This window comes from Nonomuraea sp. NEAU-A123, from assembly GCF_018603905.1.
Classification (GTDB): Bacteria; Actinomycetota; Actinomycetes; order Streptosporangiales; family Streptosporangiaceae; genus Nonomuraea.
The window spans coordinates 496851-515344 of sequence record NZ_JAHFZZ010000004.1 but is presented as its reverse complement, the minus strand read 5'-3'; the positions used below and the strand labels follow the sequence as shown (position 1 = coordinate 515344).

Sequence of the window (18494 nt, the reverse complement as noted above, 5' to 3'; positions counted from 1 at the left end):
CTACTCCCTTCGGAAACGCCGCACCCATTCGGCGGCCCCAGGCAGTATCTCCTCCACCGGGGCGACCTGGGGATACCAGGTGCGCTCCCACTCGAGTGACACCCAGCCGGAGTAGCCCCACGCGCGCAGCAGTTCGCCGGCCTCGTCCAGCGGTACCGTGCCGGTCCACATCGGCACCGGCGTGGTGTCCTGGGCGGAGACCGCGTCCTTCACCTGGACGTAGGCGAGGTACGGGCCGAGCAGGGCCAGGGTGTCGGCTGGGGACTCGCCGTGACGCCACGGGTGGAGCAGGTCCCAGAGCGCTCCGGTGGTCTCGGGGGAGGCCGCTTCGTCGAGCAGCCGGGCGACGGCCGCGCCGGTGGCCATGTGGTCGTGGGTTTCGACGAGGACGCGCAGGCCGAGTTCGGCGGCCGTACCGGAGACGGCTTTGAGCCTGCGTGCTCCGATCGTGGGGTCGTCGCCGCGCGGGAACACCCGGACGCCCGGGGCGCCGAGGTCGGCGGCGAGTGTCAGGTCGGCGATGAGCGCCTCGACGAGGGGCTCATCGGGGCCTGGTTCGCATACGCCGACATATCCTGCCAGCGCGGATATTTCCAGACCGGCTGCTTCGACCCGGTCCCGCACCGACGACCGCTCGGCCGCGGACAGGCCCCGGTGTACGCCGGTGTCGGGGTGCAACCGCAGCTCCAGACCCTGGCACCCTTGCCCGGTTGCCACCTCGATCGCCCTGTCGAGCCCGTCGCCCGGCATCCCGAGCGTGCTGACCGCCAGTTTCATCGTGCCCTCCCGAGCGACCGTACCGCCTGTGCGGCACCTCCCCTTCGGAGGCACCCTTGTCCCTGAAGCCCGGCGAAGTTCCCTGGAGCCCTGCGAAGGCTCCTGAAGCCCTGCGAAGGCCCCTGGAGCCCTGCCAAGCGCCCCTTCCACCTGGAGCCCTGCCGTGCGCCCCTTCCACCCGGAGCCCCGCCGTGCGCCCCTTCTCCCAGGAGAGAGCGCCCTCCCGCCGGGGGCCACAACCTCGGCGCGCCCCTCGCACGACCATCGGAAATGTCCCATGCGCGATTTCGGGAAGCGCGTCCCTCGTGCGATTTCGGGAAGCGCGTCCCTCGCTCGGCTTCGGGAAGCGTCCCTCGCGCGAAGGCGTCAATCTCCCCTCGCCGGGAAGCGCGTGAACTCACCGCACCGCCCGCACGCTCTCCCGCAACACCACCTCGCCCGCCACCTGCTCCACCGTCGGCTCCTCCCCCGCCGCCAGCGCCAGCTCAAGGGCGCGGGCGCCCATGTCCTGCAGCGGCAGCCGTACCGTGGTCAGTGCGGGCACCTGGTCCCGCAGCGTCGCGATGTCGTCGAAGCCGGCCACCGACACGTCGTCCGGCACCCGGATCCCCCGCTCCCGGTACGCGGCGAGCGCCCCCACGGCCATCACGTCGTTGACGGCGAACACGCACGTCGCCTCGCCCGTCTCCTGAGCCGCCCGGTAGCCGCCGTCGCGGTCGAAGGGGCCCTGGATGACGCGCGGCTCCGGCAGACCGAGTTCGGCCAGTGCCGAGGCGAATCCGGCGCACCGGTCGCGGGCGGTCATCAGGTGCGGCGGCCCGGCCAGTATGGCGAAGCGGGTGTGGCCGAGTTCGGCCAGCGAGCGGGCCAGCGCGGCGGCGCCCTCGTAGTTGGCGGGCGCGACCGTGTCGACGCCGAGCAGGTCCTGGCCCACGCAGGCGACCCGCCCGCCGCTGGCCTGGTAGCGGTCCAGCTCGCCACGGAGCCGTTCGGTCACGCCGGGATCGGCGACCCGGGAGCCGACCAGCAGCACGGCGCGCACGCGCTGGGCGTTCAGCGTCGCGACGTAGGCGATCTCCTGCTCGGGATCGCGGTGCGTGGTGCCCACCATGACCAGCAGGTTCTCGCCGGCCGCGGCCCGCATCGCGCCGTCGGCCAGCGCGGCGAAGTAGGGGTCGGTCAGGTCGTGCACCACGATGCCGATGACGTTGCTCGCCCCGCGGGCCAACGTCTGCGCCGCGATGTTGGCGCGGTAGCCGAGTTCGTACGCGGCCCGCTCGACTCGGGCTCGCAGGTCGGCGCCCACCTGGCGGGTGCTGCCGTTGAGCACCCGCGAGGCGGTCGCGAGCGAGACGCCCGCCTGCTTGGCGACGTCTTCCAGCGTGACCACGAGACCTCCAGGAAAGCGGTTTCCAGTGTGCCAGACAGACACCTGGGTCCGCATCCTTACACGCCTCAGGGCCGGCGCGACAGGAAGCCGCCGCCGAAGGGCATCAGGACCAGGGGAACAGGATGTCGAACAGACCCTTGCTCTGCGTCTGGGTCGGCGCCGGGGCCTGCGTCTGGACCGCCGCCTGCGTCGGCTGGCTGGTCTCCTGCTTGGCCGACGGCTGCTGGGTCGCGGTGTCGGTGTCCGTGTCCGCGTCCGTGATGGTCTCCTGCGGCGCCCTGGTGGCCCGGCTGCTCGGCTTGGCGGTCGGCTGGCCGATGCGCGTACGGGTGGCCCGGGGCGTGGGGGTACGGGTGGTGCGTACCTTGGCGGCGGTCGGGCGGGGGCTCTGCGACGTGGTCGGCTCGGTGGTGTCGGTGTCCGTGGGATCGGCGACCGGCTCCTCCGTGTCCTCGCTCGCCTCCGACTCCGTGGGAGAGGCGGCGGGCCCGTTCACCTGCTCGGCGCTGGCGCACTTCGCGCCCGCGCACGGGTCGTCGGACGACGTGCCGGTCAGCATCCAGCCGGCCCCCGCGCCGAGCACGACGACCGCGACGGCCGCCATGAGCAGCACCTTGGTACGGCGGCGCACCTCCTTGTCCCCGTCGGCCTGGTGGCCGCCACCCTGGGAGCTGTCGGTCCAGCCGGAGCCGAGGAAGCCACGCTTGGGCGCCTCGGGCTCCCCATCGTCGTACGGGGACTCGTAGCTCTTGTCGAGCGGCAGGTAGGCGTCGCTCGACTGGTCACCGGTATAGAGCGGGGCGCCTTCCGTGTCTTCGCCGGTGTAAAGCGGACCGCTGGGCGCGTCGCCGGAATAGAGCGGACCGCTGGCGGGGTCGCCGGTGTAAAGCGGGCCACTGGGCGCGTCGCCGGTGTAGAGCTGGTCACCGCCCGGGTAGAGCGAGTCCCCATAGAGGGCGCCACTGGGCGCGTCGCCGGCGTAAAGCGGGCCGTCACTCTCGATGCTCTCAACGCGGTGCTGCCCCTCGGCATGCGGGGTGTACAGCTCGGGCGCGCCCCTGTCCGGTGGGAGGATGTAGGTCTCGTTGCCCGAGACCACGATGGCCGGCTGCTCGTCGGTGTCATCCGTGCTCCACCGCGGGGACAGAACGTCGCCGGTCAAATCCGGGTTCAGCGACCTTCCCTGCCCATCCTCATATGGCCTGTCGTTCTCGTCGCGCGCCACGATGGAACCTCTCTAATACGAATCTGGACCGCGACCTTTCCTAACAGACTCCACCACCACTTGTCCGGAAATTTCACAAGATGCTCACAAATAAGCTGGTGTCACAACTCCGATCTTCTGTTTCATAGAACCCCCCGAGGGGTATGACCGCTAGTTGCCTGTACATGGCCACGCACCTGGTCCGCCCCCATACGCACCGTAACGACACACGGCCAACCCAAAGCCAACAAATGCCGCACATGACGGCGCTGATCTCGGTCAGGACGGGGATTACGGTCTCATCTAGGGCTCCATCCAAAAGACCGGAATTCAGGGCGCAGTTACGCGCCGTGACGACATCATGACCAGCATGACCGAGGTTGCACCCCCTCCCGGCGCCCTGGCGATGACCGGATTGCGCGCTCGGGCCCGCGCCGCGCGCCGGACCGCGATCGTCCCGCTCTCCTGCTCGCTCGCGCTGATCGCCTTCTCCCAATCGCTCGCCGAACGGGCCCCGGCGGGCAAGGAGACCCTGCCGCTGGCCGTACTGGCGCTCACGCTCTTCCTCACCGCGCTGCCCGCGCTGGCGGTCACCCAGGCCGTCTGGGGCGCGCGGATGCGGGCCGTGCGCGGACGCGAGCAGGAGCTGTACGCGAGCCCGCCCGGCACGCCGCTGCGGACGCTCAGCAGGCTCAGCGTCGGCGCCGGATGGGCGGTGACGCTGCTGCTCGGCTGTACGGTGCCGCGCCCGTTCCGCGAGTCGGGCCTGTACGGCCTCGCCCACGCCCTGGGCCAGGTCACCGAGGGGCTGGCGCTGGTGGGTTCGGCGGCGGGCGTGTGCTTCGCGGTCTGGTGGGCAAGTGAGGCATGGGGGCAGTCGGCGCGTGCCGGCCGGCCGGGGGGATCACCTGGCGATCCGTGGGATCCCGACCGGCTCGCGCGTCGGCGAAAAGGCACGACGCTCCGCGCGAGCGCGACACTCGACGCAGGGGCGGTGCTCCGTGCGAGTCCCGGGCTCCAGGTTGGCGCGGTTGTGGCGGTCGGGGCCCTGGTCGGGGCGCGTGCTCATCTGTGGGAGCCGGCGACCGTGACGCTCTACGCGCTGCTGGCGGCCGTGCTCGTCTGCGGCGTGGTTACTGGCGAGTAGCATAGGCGCGGTAACTGCCGAGCAACGAGGAGCGAATCCGTGCCTTCCTCTCGTGACGTCGTGTTCGTCGACGGCGTACGCACACCTTTCGGCCGGTCCGGGCCCAAGGGCATGTACGCGGAGACCCGCGCAGACGACCTGGTCGTACGCGTCATCCGCGAGCTGATCCGGCGCAACCCGGGACTGCCGCCGGAGCGCGTGGACGAGGTCGCGATCGCCGCGACCACCCAGATCGGCGACCAGGGCCTGACCATCGGCCGCTCGGCGGCGGTGCTGGCCGGGCTGCCCAAGACCGTGCCGGGCTACGCGATCGACCGCATGTGCGCGGGCGCGATGACCGCGGTGACCACGGTCGCGGGCGGCATCGCGTTCGGCGCGTACGACGTGGCGATCGCGGGCGGCGTCGAGCACATGGGCCGCCACCCGATGGGCGAGGGCGTCGACCCCAACCCGAGGTTCCTGTCGGAGCGCCTGGTCGACCCGAGCGCCCTGGTCATGGGCATGACGGCCGAGAACCTGCACGACCGCTTCCCGACGATCACCAAGGACCGCGCCGACGCCTACGCGGTGCTGTCGCAGGAGAAGGTGGCCAAGGCGTACGCCGACGGCAGGATCCAGCCGGATCTGGTGCCCACGGCCATCAGGACGGCCGAGAAGGGCTGGGGGCTGGCGGTCGAGGACGAGGCGCCGCGCCCCGGCACCACCCTGGACGGGCTGAGCGCGCTCAAGACGCCGTTCCGCTCCCACGGCAACGTCACGGCGGGCAACTCCTCGGGCATCAACGACGGAGCCACAGGCTGCGTCGTGGCCGCCGCCGAGACGGCCGCCGAGCTCGGCCTGGCGCCGAAGATGCGGCTGGTCTCCTATGCCTTCGCCGGGGTGGACCCCGAGGTGATGGGCGTGGGCCCGATCCCGTCCACGGAGCGGGCGCTCCGCCTGGCAAATCTAGATATTTCCGATATCGGGCTCTTCGAGATCAACGAGGCCTTCGCCGTCCAGGTGCTGGCCTTCCTGGAGCACTTCGGCATCGCCGACGACGACCCACGGGTCAACCCCTACGGCGGCGCGATCGCCTTCGGCCACCCGCTGGCCTCCTCGGGCGTGCGGCTGATGACGCAGCTCGCGCGGCAGTTCGGCGAGCGCCCCGACGTGCGCTACGGCATCACCACCATGTGCGTCGGCATGGGCATGGGCGGCACCGTGATCTGGGAGAACCTGGCATGAGCAACCTCGACACCTGGCGCTCGCTGCTGACCGAGCGCAACGCCGCCGAAGTCGTCACCAAGGCCCTGGTCCGCGACGTCGAGCTGCCCGGCGGGGCCGGCACGATGGCGCTCATCACGCTCGACAACGGCTTCGACCACACCAAGCCCAACACGTTCGGCCCGCATGGGCTGTTCGCGCTGAACGGCGCGCTGTCCGAGATCGCCGCCCGCACCGACCTGGCCGCCGTGGGTGTGACGGGCAAGCCGTTCGTCTTCGCGGTGGGCGCCGACCTCAAGGGCGCGGCGAGCATGGCCGCGCGCGAGGAGGCGCAGGCCATCGGCGCGCTGGGGCATCACGTGTTCCGCCGCCTGGGCGAGCTGCCGATCCCGTCGTTCGCGTTCGTCAACGGCGCGGCGATGGGCGGCGGGCTGGAGGTGGCGCTCCACTGCACCTACCGGACGATCTCCTCGGGCGTCCCGGCGATCGCGCTGCCCGAGTGCTTCCTCGGGCTGGTGCCGGGCTGGGGCGGCACACAGTTGCTGCCGCGCCTGATCGGCCCGGCCCGCGCGATCAAGCTGATCGTCGAGAACCCGCTGTCGCAGAACCGCATGCTCAAGGGAGCCCAGGCGTTCGAGCTGGGCGTCGCCGACGCGATGTTCGAGCCGGCCGACTTCCTGGAGGAGTCGCTGCGCTGGGCCGCCCGGGTGCTCACCGGCGACACCGTCGTGGCGCGCGACTCGCACGAGAACGACGACTGGGACAAGGCGGTCGCCGACGCGCGGTTCCTGGTCGACATGAAGCTGCGCGGCGCCTCCCCCGCGCCCTACCGGGCGCTCGACCTGATCTCCCTGGCCCGTACGGCCTCGCGTGACGAGGGCTTCGCCGCCGAGGACGAGGCGCTGGCCGACCTGCTGATGGGCGACGAGCTGCGGGCCGGGCTCTACTCCTTCGATCTGGTGCAGCGGCGGGCCAAGCGCCCGGCGGGCGCCCCCGACGCCGCGCTGGCCCGCAAGGTGACCAAGGTCGGCGTGGTGGGCGCGGGGCTGATGGCCTCGCAGATGGCGCTGCTGTTCGCCCGCCGCCTGGAGGTGCCGGTCGTGCTGACCGACCTCGACGAGGCCCGGCTCGGCAAGGGCGTGGGCCACGTGCACGCGGAGGTCGACAAGCTGCTCGCCAAGGGTCGCGTCTCGGCCGACCAGGCCAACCGGCTCAAGGGGCTGGTGACCGGCTCGCTGACCAAGGACGCGTTCGCCGACGCCGACTTCGTCATCGAGGCGGTCTTCGAGGAGCTGTCGGTCAAGCGGCAGGTGTTCGCGGAGGTCGAGGCGGTGGTCTCGGCCGGCTGCGTGCTCGCGACCAACACCTCCTCGCTCTCGCTGGCCGAGATGGGCGCCGCGCTGGCGCATCCGGAGCGGCTGGTCGGGTTCCACTTCTTCAACCCGGTCGCGGTGATGCCGCTGCTGGAGATCGTCAAGGCGCCGTCGACCGACGACGCGACGCTGGCCACCGCCTTCGCCGTGGGCCGCTCGCTGAAGAAGTCGTCGGTGCTGGTGAAGGACGCTCCGGCGTTCGTGGTGAACCGGCTGCTCACCCGCTTCATGGGCGAGGTGATCGCCGCGGTCGACGAGGGCACGCCGCTGGAGACGGCCGAGCACTCGCTCGACGACCTCGGGCTGCCGATGACGCCGTTCGCGCTGCTGCAGCTCGTGGGCCCGGCCGTCGGCCTGCACGTGGCCGAGACGCTGCACGCGGCCTTCCCCGAACGCTTCGGCGTTTCGGCGAACATGGCCAAGCTGGTCGCCTCCGGCAAGCCGGGCGTGTACCTGCCCGACTTCTCGCTCGACCCCGAGGCGGTGGCGCTGTTCGCGGGTGGCGCCACGCCGTCCACCGCGGCCGAGGTACGGCTGCGCGTGCTGCGGGCGCTGGCCGAGGAGATCCAGATCATGCTGGACGAGGGCGTGGTCGCGGCGGCGCAGGACATCGACCTGTGCATGATCCTCGGCGCCGGCTGGCCGTTCCACCTGGGCGGGATCACCCCGTACCTGGACAGGTCGGGCCTGGCCCGGCCGCGCTTCCTTCCGCCCGGGGTGGCCTCACTGCCTGCTTGACCGAAGCTTGGGAGGCCCGCGCGGCGGGCCTCCCAAGCTTCGGCACTCCATCACGTAGCGTGTTCGCTGCGCTACGCGATGGAGAAGATCGATGATGAGAACAGCCGGCCCGATCGTGTTGTGCGCAGCCGTCCTCGCTACGGCAGCGCCCGCACTCGCCGAACCGGCCCACTGGTCGGCACTGAAAATCCTGATCGTGGTGAACAAGCGGGTAGCGCAGGCCGCCATCCTCACCTGTGACCCCGACGACGGCACCCACCCCACCCCGGCCGCGGCCTGCGCATTGCTGCGGAAGGTCAGCGGCGACCCGGCCAAGCTGAACGTGGTGCCCGACCCCCTGTGCACCACCGAATACCAGCCGCACACCGTCCTGGTGAGAGGCAGATGGCGCGGCGTGGCGGTCAAGTTCTCCCACCTCTACACCAACGCCTGTCAGATGAAGGCAGCGGGCGGAGCGGTCTTCACCCTCTGATTCCGGGTGGGGTGGGCGTCCCCGCGCGTCTACCCCTTCGGGCTGGGCACCTCGACCCGGCTGTGGCGGTAGCCGTACACGAAGTAGAGCGCCGCGCCGATGATCATCCAGATCACGAACCGCAGCCACGTCTCGACCGGCAGGTTGAGCATCAGGTAGATACAGGCCAGCACCGACAGGATCGGCAGCACCGGCACCAGCGGCGTACGGAAGGCCCGGGGCAGGTCGGGCCGCGTGCGGCGCAGGATGATCACACCGGCCGAGACCACCACGAACGCGAAGAGCGTGCCGATGTTCACCAGTTCGGCCAGCGCCCCGAGCGAGATGAACCCTGACAGCGCCGCGGCCACCAGCCCGATGATGATCGTCAGCCGGGCCGGCGTGCCGAACTTGGGGTGGACCTTCGCCAGCCCGCGCGGCAGCAGCCCGTCACGGCACATGGCGAACAGCACCCGGCTCTGGCCCAGCATGAGGATCATCACCACGGTGGTCAGGCCGGCGATCGCGCCGATGCTGATCAGCGCGGCCGCCCAGGGCTGCCCGACCGCGGTGAAGGCGTCGGCGAGCGGCGCCTTCTCGCTCAACTGGTCGTAGCGCTGCATGCCGACCACGACCACCGACACCGCGACGTACAGCGCGGTGCAGATGACCAGGGAGCCGATGATGCCGCGCGGCAGGTCGCGCTGCGGCTCGATGGTCTCCTCGGCGGCGGTGGCGACGATGTCGAAGCCGATGAAGGCGAAGAACACGATCGCGGCGGCCGAGAAGATGCCGATCACACCGAAGGCGACGGGCGTGATGCCGAACAGCACCTGGATCAGCGGCGCCTTCAGCCCCTCGACCCCCGGCGTGGGCACCGGCGCGGGGATGAACGGCGAGTAGTTCGCCGCCTTGACGAAGAACAGCCCGGCCACGATGACCAGCAGGATCACCGCCACCTTGATGGTCACGATGACCAGGTTGACGCGCGACGACAGCTTGATCCCGGCGGTCAGGACGCCGGTGAGGATCAGCACGATGATCATCGCCGGCAGGTTGACCACCGGTGCGTCCCCGGCCATCCACGCGGGCAGTTCGAGGCCGATGGAGGACATCAACGACGCGAAGTAGCCCGACCAGCCGACCGCCACCACGGCCGCCGCGAGCGCCATCTCCAGCATCAGGTCCCAGCCGATGACCCAGGCCGGGAACTCGCCCAGCGTGGCCAGCGAGAAGGTGTAGGCGGACCCGGCCACGGGGATCGTCGAGGCCAGCTCCGCGTAGCACAGCGCCGCCAGGCCGCAGACGATGCCCGCCACGACGAAGGAGAACGCCACGGCGGGGCCGGCCGTCTCCTTGGCCACGCGTCCGGTCAGCACGAAGATGCCGGTGCCGACGATGACGCCGATGCCGAAGACCGTGAGGTCGATGGCGGTCAGTCGCTTTCGCAGCCGGTGCTCGGGGGCTTCGGTGTCGCGGACCGACTGCTCGACGCTCTTGGTGCGAAAGATGTCCACAGTCAGCGTGTTCCCCCACCCCACGTGGTCATTCCTGTCGCGGGGGTGAGGAGGACACTCAGTGTGGCGCGGACTGGCTCTCGACCGGGCTGCTCCGCTTGGCGATCGCCTCGGTGATCTCGCGCGCCAGGTCCTGGCCGGTCAGCCCGATCTCGCCGAGGATCGCGGCCCGCTTGGCATGGCCGAGGAAGCGCTGCGGGATGCCGTAGCCGCGTACGGGCACGTCGACGTCGGCGTCACGCAGCAGGCGGGACACCGCGTCGCCGACGCCGCCCACGCGGCCGTTGTCCTCGACGACCGCGACCAGCTTGTGGGCGCTCGCGGCGAGCACGAGCGCCTCGTCGAGCGGCTTGACCCAGCGCGGGTCGACCACGGTCGCCGAGATGCCCTGCGCGTCGAGCAGGACGGCGGCGTCCATGCAGACCCGCGCCATCGGGCCGACGCCCACCAGCAGCACGTCGGGCTCGCCCGCGCGCAGCACGTCCATCTCGCCCAGCTTGCCGACGGCCTCGATCGGCTCGGCGACCGGGCCCTTGGGGAAGCGCAGCACGGTCGGCCCGTCGGAGATCTCCACGGCCTCGCCGAGCAGCTCGGTCAGGCGCTCGCCGTCGCGCGGCACGGCGATCTTCAGGCCGGGTACGACCTGCAGGATCGACAGGTCCCACATGCCGTTGTGGCTGGCACCGTCGTCGCCGGTGACACCCGCCCGGTCGAGCACCACGGTGACGGGCAGCCGGTGCAGCGCCACGTCCATGAGCAGTTGGTCGAAGGCCCGGTTGAGGAACGTCGCGTAGACGGCCACGACCGGGTGCATGCCGCCGAGCGCCAGCCCGGCCGCGCTGGTCAGGGCGTGCTGCTCGGCGATGCCGACGTCGTAGATGCGGTCGGGGTAGGCCTCGGCGAAGGCGGCCAGGCCGGTCGGGTGGAGCATCGCGGCGGTGATGGCGACCAGGTCCTCGCGGTCCTTGCCGAGCCTGACCAGCTCCTCGCTGAACACGTTGGTCCAGATGCGGCCCTTGGGCTTCTCGGCGCCGGTGGCCCGGTCGAAGGCGCCGGGCGAGTGGAACTGGTCCTCGTCGTGGTTCTCGGCCGGTGAGTAGCCGCGGCCCTTCTGGGTGAGCGCGTGCACGATGACCGGGCCGCGGAAGTCGCGGGCCTTGCGCAGCGCCGCCTCCATGGCCTGCTCGTCGTGGCCGTCGATCGGGCCGACGTATTTCAGGCCGAGGTCCTCGAACATGACCTGCGGGGCCAGGACGTCCTTGACGCCCTTCTTGATGCCGTGCAGCGCGTCGTAGAGCACGGGAACGTTCCCGAGCTTCTCTTTGACGTACTCGAGCATGTCCTCATAACGGCGGTTGACCCGCAGCGACGACAGGTGCGAGGCCAGCCCGCCGATCGTCGGCGAGTAGGAGCGGCCGTTGTCGTTGACCACGATGACGAGCGGCAGGTCCTTGCCCGCCGCGATGTTGTTGAGCGCCTCCCAGGCCATGCCGCCGGTCAGCGCGCCGTCGCCGATCACCGCGATGACCGTGCGGTCGTGCTCGCCGCGCAGTTTGAACGCCTTGGCCAGGCCGTCGGCGTAGGACAGCGCGGTGGAGGCGTGGGAGTTCTCGACGAGGTCGTGCTCGGACTCGGCCTGGCTCGGGTAGCCGGACAGGCCGCCCTCCTGCTTCAGCGCGCCGAAGCCGGCGGCCCGGCCGGTGAGCAGTTTGTGAACGTACGTCTGATGCCCGGTGTCCCAGACGAGCGGGTCGCGCGGCGAGTCGAAGACGCGGTGCAGCGCGATGGTGAGCTCCACCACACCGAGGTTGGGGCCGAGATGGCCGCCGAACCGGGCGCACGAGTCGACGAGCAGGTCACGGATCTCCCCCGCCAGCCGAGGCAGCTCCTCCACATCCAGGCGTTTGACGTCGTGAGGTCCCTTTACCGAGCCCAGCAACCCGCTCACGGATGCGATCCCCTCTGCTCCTGTGCGCTAACGCGACCGAGTCTAGTTCGTGCGGGCCTCACTGACTCCATCGAGTCAAATCCACCCACATTTGTCCGATCTTGACCTAGTCTTTCCCTCACTATGAACACTCTCCCCATGAAGAAACTGTCGTCCCTCGTGGTCGCCGGCGCGGTCATCGCGCTGGCCGGCGCGGGTACGGCGACAGCCGCCACAAAGCCCGTCAGCGCGGGTCAGCAGGTCGTCAAGCAGGCCGCCCAGCAGGCGGCACCGCCCCGTGGCAAGGCCGCCGCGACGGCGAACCCGCTGTACAAGACGGGACGGCTCGCCAGCTCCAACTGTTCGCCCGGCACCCTGCCCAAGGGCAGCACGACGGCCTACAAGCGCTTCCTCACCACCGTGACGAACTGCCTGAACCGCTCCTGGGCCTCCCAGTTCCGCAAGGCCGGGCTCTCCTTCAGCAAGCCGCGGCTGCGCATCATCACCAGGAAGGTCCGCACACCTTGCGGCCCGTGGAGCACCGGCGCCGACGGCGTCTACTGCTCGACCGACCGCACGATGTACATGTTGATCACCAAGGCCCAGCTGCGCCAGCCGTTCGCGCTCGGCATCACCCGGCTGATGGCGCACGAGTACGGCCACCACGTCCAGAACATGTCGGGCATCTGGAACTACTACTGGGCCGCCAGGAACGCCACCGGCAGGTCCGGCCAGCTCGCGCTGTCGCGCCGCTCGGAGCTGCAGGCGGAGTGCTTCTCCTCGGTCTTCATGCGCACGGTCACGAACACGCTGCCCGTCGACTCGCGCGAGTGGGACTACACCGTTGACTGGTTCCGCAAGAACGGCGCCAAGGGCTGGCCGCAGAACGACCACGGCAAGGGCCCGACGCAGGCGTACTGGATGAACCGCGGCTACGGCTCGGCCTCGCCCGGCTCCTGCAACACGTGGGCCGCGCCCACGCGTACCGTCACCTGAATTTCCGCCCTGATGCGGCCGTGCCTTACCGGTGCGGCCGCATTGCGCTTTCCGGACAAAGCACAAGACTCCCGAACATGGCCCCATCTAGTGGTCTAGTATCCGCGATCGTGCGTATACCCCTTATCGCCGCATCTGTCGGCATGGTCGTGGGTTTGGCCCTCTCTGGGACGGCCAACGCCGAGACCAAGGCTCCGCAGGCCGCGCCGCCCGCCGTACTGGCCAAGAACAAGATCTACGGGTCCGGCACCCCGTCGGCGCAGTCGTGCGCGATCCCCGGGATCCGCGAGGGCAGCGCCGCCTCGCTCAAGACCTTCCACCGGGCCATGGCCAGGTGCGCCAACACCTTCTGGGCCACCAGGTTCAAGGCCGCCGGACTGCGTTACAGCGCGCCGAAGATCGCCATCACGACCGGCAGCCAGTCGGTCTGCGGCAAGATCACCAGCAACGGCGCCCAGTACTGCCCCGCGCAGCGCACGATCGCCATCCGGATCATGAAGCGGGACCTGCAGGACCCGTTCCGGATGAACCTCGCGCACTCCATCGCCCACGAGATAGGCCACCACGTGCAGCAGCTCACCGGCATGCTGGACGAGCAGAACAGGCTCTACTGGCGAGCCGGAGGGAGCGCGCGCACGATACTCAGCCACCGCCTGGAGATGCAGGCCGAGTGCTTCGCCGGCGTCTTCTACAGCGCCACGCTCGACTCCATCGACCCGGGCATCACCTGGGACCAGTGGACCGACGCCGTGAGCAGGGCCGGGGAGAGCAAGGTCCACGGCAAGCCGCGTAATCTCGCCTACTGGCAGGAGCGCGGCTACAGCGGCGGATCGGCCAGCTCCTGCAACACCTGGACCGCGCCGAAGAGCCGGGTCTCCTAACCGTTCGCCCTGGCCAGCACTTCCAGAGGGTCCGCGAGCACGTGGGCGAAGGCCAGCTCGGCCGCGCCCACGAGCGTCGCGTCGTCGGCCAGCGACGACGTGCGCAGCCGCAGCTTCTCGCGCTGCGGCGCCATGGCGTGCAGCGTCAACCTGGTACGCACCTGAGCGGCCGACCCGAGGTAGATCTCCCGCAGCATTCCGCCGAAGATGACCATCTCCGGGTTGAAGATGTTGACCAGGTTGGCGACGCCCAGGCCGAGCCAGTCGCCGACCCTCTTGAGCGCCTCCTGCGCCACGATGTCGCCCCGGTCGGCGGCGTCGACCACCGCCCGCACCGCGTCCCTGCCGTGCTGCTCGCCGGCCAGCCGGCCCGCGGTCTCCAGCAGGGTCCGCTCCCCCACCTCGGCCTCCAGGCAGCCGTGCGAGCCGCAGCCGCAGGCCCGCCCGCCGGGGTTGACGACCATGTGGCCGACCTCGCCGCCGTAACCGTCGTGACCACCCAGCAGGTGGCCGCCCGCGATGATGCCGCCGCCGATGCCGACGTCTCCGTGCAGGTAGATCAGGTCTCTGACGGCGGCTCCGACGCCGCGGCTGTGCTCGGCCAGCGCGGCCAGGTTGGCGTCGTTGCCCACGCTGACGGGCAGGCCCAGGCCCAGCCTGCGGCCCAGCTCCTCGCCGAACGGCACGTCCTGGGTGCCGAGGTTCGGGCCGAACCTGATCACGCCGTCGCCCTTGCGCACCCCGCCGGAGACCGCCGCCGCCGCACCGACGCAGACCGTGTCGTCCCTGGTCTTGCGCCGCATCTGCCGGGCGAAGCCGGCCAGGATCCCGGTCAGCTCGTCCAGCTCGAACGGGCCGCGCAGGCGTACGGCCTCCCTGCGGTCGAGGATCACCCCGCCCAGCCCGACGCGCGCGACGGCCAGCCGGTCGGGGCCGACGTCGAAGGCGAACACGTAGACCCGCGCCGACTCGGGACGCACCACGAGCGAGGGACGGCCCGCGCGGCCCGTCTCTCGCGGCAGCTCCTCGCGTACCAGCCCGGCCGCGGTGAGGTCGGAGGTGAGCGCCATGATCGTGCTGCGGTTGAGGCCCATCTTCGACGTCAGCTCGGCGCGGGAGATCGGGCCGCCCAGATGAACGTGGCGCAGGAGGGCACCCAGGTTGTGACGCCTGATGTCCTCCTGCGAAGGGCCGGCACGCATCGTCTGAGCTTCCTTAAAGGGGTGGGAGTCGCTGATCACCTTAGACCAGCGGCAGCCGCCCGCTTGCGCGCCAGTGCGTCGACACCCGCGGCCAGGAGCAGGACGAACCCGGTAACCAGGTATTTTACGCTCGCACCGTACCCCATCAGCCCCATGCCGTTCTCGATCACCGCGACCACGGCGCCGCCGAGTATCGCGTCGAGAACCCGCCCCTTCCCGCCGAACAGGCTGGTGCCGCCGATGACGGCGGCGCCGACCGCGTACAGCAGCACGGAGCTGCCGCCGGTGTTCGGGTCGACCGAGCTGGCCCGGGACGCGGCGATGATGCCGCCGACGGCGGCCATCGAGGAGCAGATCACGAACGCGCTGATCCTGATCCTGTCGACGCCGATACCGGCCCGGCGCGAGGCCTCCGCGTTCCCGCCGACCGCGTAGATGTGCCTGCCGAACGCGGTGCGGCGGAGCACGAACGTCCACGCGACCAGCAGCACGAGGATCACGGGCACCACGATCGGCACGCCCATGAGGGAGCTGATGGCCGGGTTACGGGACCGCTCCAGGTTGAGCACATAGACGAGGACGCCGCCGATGACCGCCAGCGCGCCCACGCGGGCGCCGATCAGCGAGAGCGGGTCGGCCACCAGCCCGCGCTTCGCCCGTCTCCTGGCCCTGATGAGCTGGACGGCGGCGTAGAGGGCCACGCAGGCGGCGAAGAGCGCCCAGCCGAGCCAGACCGGCAGGTTCTTGTTGGCGATGGCGACGATGACGGAATCCCGGATCGAGATGTTCGTCCCCTCGTCGACCAGCACCAGGACCAGACCCTGGAAGGCGAGGAAGGCCGCCAGCGTCACCACGAACGACGGTATGCCCACCTTGGCCACCAGCGTGCCGAGCACGGTGCCGATGACCACGCCGGTGAGGATCGCGGCCACCACACAGACGTACCAGGGCAGGCCCATGTTGGTGAGCGTCACCGCGAGCACCGCCGCGCACACGCCGCTGGCGAAACCGGCCGACAGGTCGATCTCGCCGAGCAGCAGCACGAAGACCAGGCCCATCGCGATCACCGTGACGGCGGCGCCCTGGGTGAACAGGTTCGCGATGTTGATCGCCGTCATGAAGGCGGGACGTGCGATGGCGAAGACGGTGCAGAGCACGAGCAGTCCGAGCACGGCCGGGAGCGCGCCCATGTCGCCGCCGCGTACCCGCTCGATGTAGGCGAAGACGCTGTTCCCGATCGACGGCGACTGCTTCGCCGTGACGATCGCCTCGCCGGGGAGTTCCTTGACCTTGTTCATTGCGCGATCCCCAGGTCTCCGCTGCGGCCGGATGTGATCAGTTCGACGACCTGCGCGTGCGTCACGTCGGCGGTCCTGACCTGTGCGGCCATCCTGCCGAGATAGAGCGCCGCGATCTGGTCGGAGACGGCGAAGACGTCGTTCAGGTTGTGCGAGATGAGCACGACGGCCAGGCCGGTGTCGGCGAGCCGGCGCACCAGCTCCAGCACCTGCGCGGTCTGGGCGACGCCCAGGGCGGCCGTCGGCTCGTCGAGGATGACGACCTTGCTGTTCCAGAGCACGGCCTTGGCGATCGCCACCGTCTGGCGCTGGCCGCCCGACAGGCTGGACACCTGCTGCCTGATGGATTTCACCGTACGCACGGACAGGCCGTCGAGGGTCTGCGCGGCCAGTTCCTCCATCGACGCCTCGTCGAGGACGAGGCCGCTGCGGCGTTCCCTGCCGAGGAACATGTTCTGGACGATGTCGAGGTTGTCGCAGAGCGCGAGGTCCTGGTAGACGATCTCGATGCCGAGCTCGCCGGCGTCACGCGGGCCGTGCACCTGGACGGGGCGGCCGTCGAAGACGATGTCGCCCCCATCGATCGGGTAGATGCCGCCGATGCACTTGACCAGCGTCGACTTGCCCGCGCCGTTGTCGCCGACCAGGGCCGTCACCTCGCCGGCCTGAGCGGCGAACGTGACGTCGTGCAGGACCTGTACCGGGCCGAAGCTCTTGTCGATCCCGCGCACTTCGAGCAGGGGGGTCATGAGGCTCCCTTGGGGAGGGGTACGGCCGTCTTTCGTGACGGCCGCACCCGATTCCACTTTCTTACTGAATTCCGGCTTCGGTGCACTTGGCGGTGAAGTCGCCGGTGCACAGCTCCTGCTTGGTCACGTACCCGTCCGCCACGACGTCCTTGACGTTGTCGAGGTAGATCGCCTGCGGGTCGAGCAGCTCGGACGGAACGTCCTGGCCGCTCTGCGGGTCCTTGACGCTGCCGCTCGCCGTGGGCTTCTCACCCTTGGCCAGCGCGACCGCGAGCTTGGCCGCCGCGTCGGCCTCCTTCTTGACGGCCTTGTAGACGGTCATGCACTGGTCGCCGACCAGGATGTTCTGCAGGCCCTGGACAGTGGCGTCCTGGCCGGTCACCGGGACCTTGCCGTTGAGGTTGTTCTTCTTCAGGACCGTGATGGCCGCGTTGCCGAGGCCGTCGTTGGCGGCCAGCACACCGGCGATCTTCGGCGCGCTGGTCAGCATCTGCTCGAAGATGGTGCCGGCCTGGGTGTTGTCCCAGTCGGGCACGGACTGGTCAGGGCCCTTGACGAAGTCGCCCGAGTCGTACTTGGGCTTGAGCACGCCGTCGTATCCGGCCTTGAACAGGGTGGCGTTGTTGTCGGTCGGCGAGCCGTTGAGCTCGGCGATGATCGGCTTGCTGGCCTTCTTGTCGGTCAGGCACTTCACCAGGCCCTCGCCCTGCAGGGTGCCGACCTTGGTGTTGTCGAAGCTCACGTAGTAGGCGGCGCCGCCGCCCAGCGTCAGCCGGTCGTAGTCGATGGTGGCCACGCCCTGGGACTTGGCCTTGTCGATGACGGTCTTGCCGGTGCCGCTGTCCAGGTTGACGATCATCAGCACGGTGGCGCCGTTGGTGATCATCTGGTCGGCGATGGTCTGGAAGGCCGTCTTGTCGTTCTGGGCGTTCTGGATGTCGTAGGCCACACCAGCGGCCTTGAACGCCTCTTCCAGGTACTTGCGGTCCGCCGTCTCCCAGCGGGCCGAAGACTTGCTGTCGGGCAGGATGACGCCGATCTTGCCGGCCTTCTGCGAGCTCGACGCGGAACTCGACGCGGAAGACGTGGACGAGGTCGGACCGCTGTTGCCCCCGCAGGCGGTGAGACCGAGGGCTAGAACGGCGGCCGCGGCGGTCAGGCTGAGGATCCCCTTGCGCATAGTGCAGGGTCCTTTCTTCCGGAGGGCCCGGATGAATGTTGTTTGCGGCAACGTATTCCGGGATGGCCTGCTTTGGAAGACCTTGCGAGGGGGGAGTTTGTTGTTCCGGATAACAATCCAGAAACGTGACCGACACCGGAGGTTCACTTACCGTGAGGCTGAGAGCGATAGACGGCCCCTGGAACGCGATGGGTGGCCGACCTGAGACCGTCGTCGGCCTCGGGCCTCGACCAGGGTGCCGGTGACAGACATGTCCGCCGGCTGCCAGCCTATTCTCGCAGGTCAGAGCTCATGAAGTCCACGGCGCGTGGTCCAGCGCCTGCCTCAGGCCGGCCCGATTGCCGACGCTGAGCTTGCGGTACACGCTGGTCAGGTGTACCTCCACGGTCTTGGGGGTGACGAAGAGGCGCTGAGCGATGTCCCGGTTGGAGTGGCCGGCCGCGGACAGGCGCGGACAGGCG

At 70.0% G+C, this 18494-nt stretch carries 16 protein-coding genes; 6 read left to right on the top strand and 10 right to left on the bottom strand.

Annotated features, from left to right (window positions below; translation table 11 throughout):
• The 3 genes from KLK06_RS14605 to KLK06_RS14595 all read right to left on the bottom strand — a co-directional run bounded on the left by KLK06_RS14605 (position 1) and on the right by KLK06_RS14595 (position 3392).
• The gene (locus KLK06_RS14605) at positions 1 to 777 is read right to left on the bottom strand and encodes a sugar phosphate isomerase/epimerase (protein WP_214635954.1); all 777 of its coding nucleotides are present in this window, start codon (positions 775 to 777) and stop codon (positions 1 to 3) included.
• A 397-nt stretch (positions 778 to 1174) separates the two neighbouring features.
• Positions 1175 to 2167 (bottom strand): LacI family DNA-binding transcriptional regulator, encoded by a 993-nt coding sequence (locus KLK06_RS14600; protein WP_308168251.1) that lies wholly within the window; start codon positions 2165 to 2167, stop codon positions 1175 to 1177.
• Between the two features lie 103 nt (positions 2168 to 2270).
• Positions 2271 to 3392 carry a hypothetical protein gene (locus KLK06_RS14595; RefSeq protein WP_214635952.1) on the bottom strand — a complete coding sequence of 374 codons (1122 nt, stop codon included), beginning with the start codon at positions 3390 to 3392 and terminating at the stop codon, positions 2271 to 2273.
• A 349-nt stretch (positions 3393 to 3741) separates the two neighbouring features.
• Between KLK06_RS14595 and KLK06_RS14590 the strand changes: the two genes are divergently transcribed.
• The 4 genes from KLK06_RS14590 (at position 3742) to KLK06_RS14575 (ending at position 8304) form a co-directional block, all read left to right on the top strand.
• Positions 3742 to 4518: a hypothetical protein gene (locus KLK06_RS14590; RefSeq protein ID WP_214635951.1), complete on the top strand. Its 777-nt coding sequence runs from the start codon at positions 3742 to 3744 to the stop codon at positions 4516 to 4518.
• A 60-nt stretch (positions 4519 to 4578) separates the two neighbouring features.
• Positions 4579 to 5742, top strand: a complete 1164-nt coding sequence (locus KLK06_RS14585; protein WP_214636186.1) for a thiolase family protein — start codon at positions 4579 to 4581, stop codon at positions 5740 to 5742.
• A complete protein-coding gene (locus KLK06_RS14580) occupies positions 5739 to 7832 on the top strand; it encodes a 3-hydroxyacyl-CoA dehydrogenase NAD-binding domain-containing protein (RefSeq protein ID WP_214635950.1) in 2094 nt (697 codons plus the stop codon). The genes KLK06_RS14585 and KLK06_RS14580 overlap by 4 nt, the downstream gene beginning before the upstream one ends.
• Before the next feature lie 91 nt (positions 7833 to 7923).
• Positions 7924 to 8304 carry an SSI family serine proteinase inhibitor gene (locus KLK06_RS14575; RefSeq protein WP_214635949.1) on the top strand — a complete coding sequence of 127 codons (381 nt, stop codon included), beginning with the start codon at positions 7924 to 7926 and terminating at the stop codon, positions 8302 to 8304.
• Between the two features lie 29 nt (positions 8305 to 8333).
• Here KLK06_RS14575 and KLK06_RS14570 read toward each other — a convergent pair whose 3' ends face one another.
• Entirely contained in the window at positions 8334 to 9800 is a 1467-nt protein-coding gene (locus tag KLK06_RS14570; RefSeq protein WP_308168249.1) for an amino acid permease, read from the bottom strand.
• A 58-nt stretch (positions 9801 to 9858) separates the two neighbouring features.
• Positions 9859 to 11739: a 1-deoxy-D-xylulose-5-phosphate synthase gene (dxs, locus tag KLK06_RS14565; protein WP_214636184.1), complete on the bottom strand. Its 1881-nt coding sequence runs from the start codon at positions 11737 to 11739 to the stop codon at positions 9859 to 9861.
• Between the two features lie 147 nt (positions 11740 to 11886).
• Here dxs and KLK06_RS14560 point away from each other — a divergent pair, with 147 nt between their 5' ends.
• Both KLK06_RS14560 and KLK06_RS14555 read left to right on the top strand, forming a co-directional pair.
• Positions 11887 to 12723 (top strand): neutral zinc metallopeptidase, encoded by an 837-nt coding sequence (locus KLK06_RS14560; protein ID WP_250905376.1) that lies wholly within the window; start codon positions 11887 to 11889, stop codon positions 12721 to 12723.
• Positions 12724 to 12833: 110 nt separating this feature from the next.
• The gene (locus KLK06_RS14555; protein ID WP_214635947.1) at positions 12834 to 13604 is read left to right on the top strand and encodes a neutral zinc metallopeptidase; all 771 of its coding nucleotides are present in this window, start codon (positions 12834 to 12836) and stop codon (positions 13602 to 13604) included.
• Here KLK06_RS14555 and KLK06_RS14550 read toward each other — a convergent pair.
• The 5 genes from KLK06_RS14550 to KLK06_RS14530 form a co-directional block, all read right to left on the bottom strand.
• Positions 13601 to 14806, bottom strand: a complete 1206-nt coding sequence (locus tag KLK06_RS14550) for an ROK family transcriptional regulator (protein WP_214635946.1) — start codon at positions 14804 to 14806, stop codon at positions 13601 to 13603. The genes KLK06_RS14555 and KLK06_RS14550 overlap by 4 nt on opposite strands.
• A gap of 35 nt (positions 14807 to 14841) precedes the next feature.
• Entirely contained in the window at positions 14842 to 16104 is a 1263-nt protein-coding gene (locus KLK06_RS14545) for a sugar ABC transporter permease (RefSeq protein ID WP_214635945.1), read from the bottom strand.
• Positions 16101 to 16853, bottom strand: coding sequence for an ATP-binding cassette domain-containing protein (locus KLK06_RS14540; RefSeq protein WP_214635944.1), 753 nt, complete (start codon positions 16851 to 16853; stop codon positions 16101 to 16103). Before KLK06_RS14540 ends, KLK06_RS14545 begins: the two co-directional genes overlap by 4 nt.
• Before the next feature lie 61 nt (positions 16854 to 16914).
• A complete protein-coding gene (locus KLK06_RS14535) occupies positions 16915 to 18033 on the bottom strand; it encodes a sugar ABC transporter substrate-binding protein (RefSeq protein WP_214635943.1) in 1119 nt (372 codons plus the stop codon).
• A gap of 289 nt (positions 18034 to 18322) precedes the next feature.
• Entirely contained in the window at positions 18323 to 18481 is a 159-nt protein-coding gene (locus KLK06_RS14530) for a helix-turn-helix transcriptional regulator (RefSeq protein ID WP_250905476.1), read from the bottom strand.
• Positions 18482 to 18494: the final 13 nt, after the last annotated feature.

What these genes read in the sequence shown, in the direction of transcription:
- KLK06_RS14540 (WP_214635944.1), bottom strand. Translation starts at nt 16,853, where the DNA reads ATGACCCCCCTGCTCGAAGTGCGCGGGATCGACAAGAGCTTCGGCCCG.
- KLK06_RS14605 (WP_214635954.1), bottom strand. Translation starts at nt 777, where the DNA reads ATGAAACTGGCGGTCAGCACGCTCGGGATGCCGGGCGACGGGCTCGAC.
- KLK06_RS14575 (WP_214635949.1), top strand. Translation starts at nt 7,924, where the DNA reads ATGATGAGAACAGCCGGCCCGATCGTGTTGTGCGCAGCCGTCCTCGCT.
- KLK06_RS14550 (WP_214635946.1), bottom strand. Translation starts at nt 14,806, where the DNA reads ATGCGTGCCGGCCCTTCGCAGGAGGACATCAGGCGTCACAACCTGGGT.
- KLK06_RS14560 (WP_250905376.1), top strand. Translation starts at nt 11,887, where the DNA reads ATGAAGAAACTGTCGTCCCTCGTGGTCGCCGGCGCGGTCATCGCGCTG.
- KLK06_RS14580 (WP_214635950.1), top strand. Translation starts at nt 5,739, where the DNA reads ATGAGCAACCTCGACACCTGGCGCTCGCTGCTGACCGAGCGCAACGCC.
- KLK06_RS14590 (WP_214635951.1), top strand. Translation starts at nt 3,742, where the DNA reads ATGACCGAGGTTGCACCCCCTCCCGGCGCCCTGGCGATGACCGGATTG.
- KLK06_RS14535 (WP_214635943.1), bottom strand. Translation starts at nt 18,033, where the DNA reads ATGCGCAAGGGGATCCTCAGCCTGACCGCCGCGGCCGCCGTTCTAGCC.
- KLK06_RS14545 (WP_214635945.1), bottom strand. Translation starts at nt 16,104, where the DNA reads ATGAACAAGGTCAAGGAACTCCCCGGCGAGGCGATCGTCACGGCGAAG.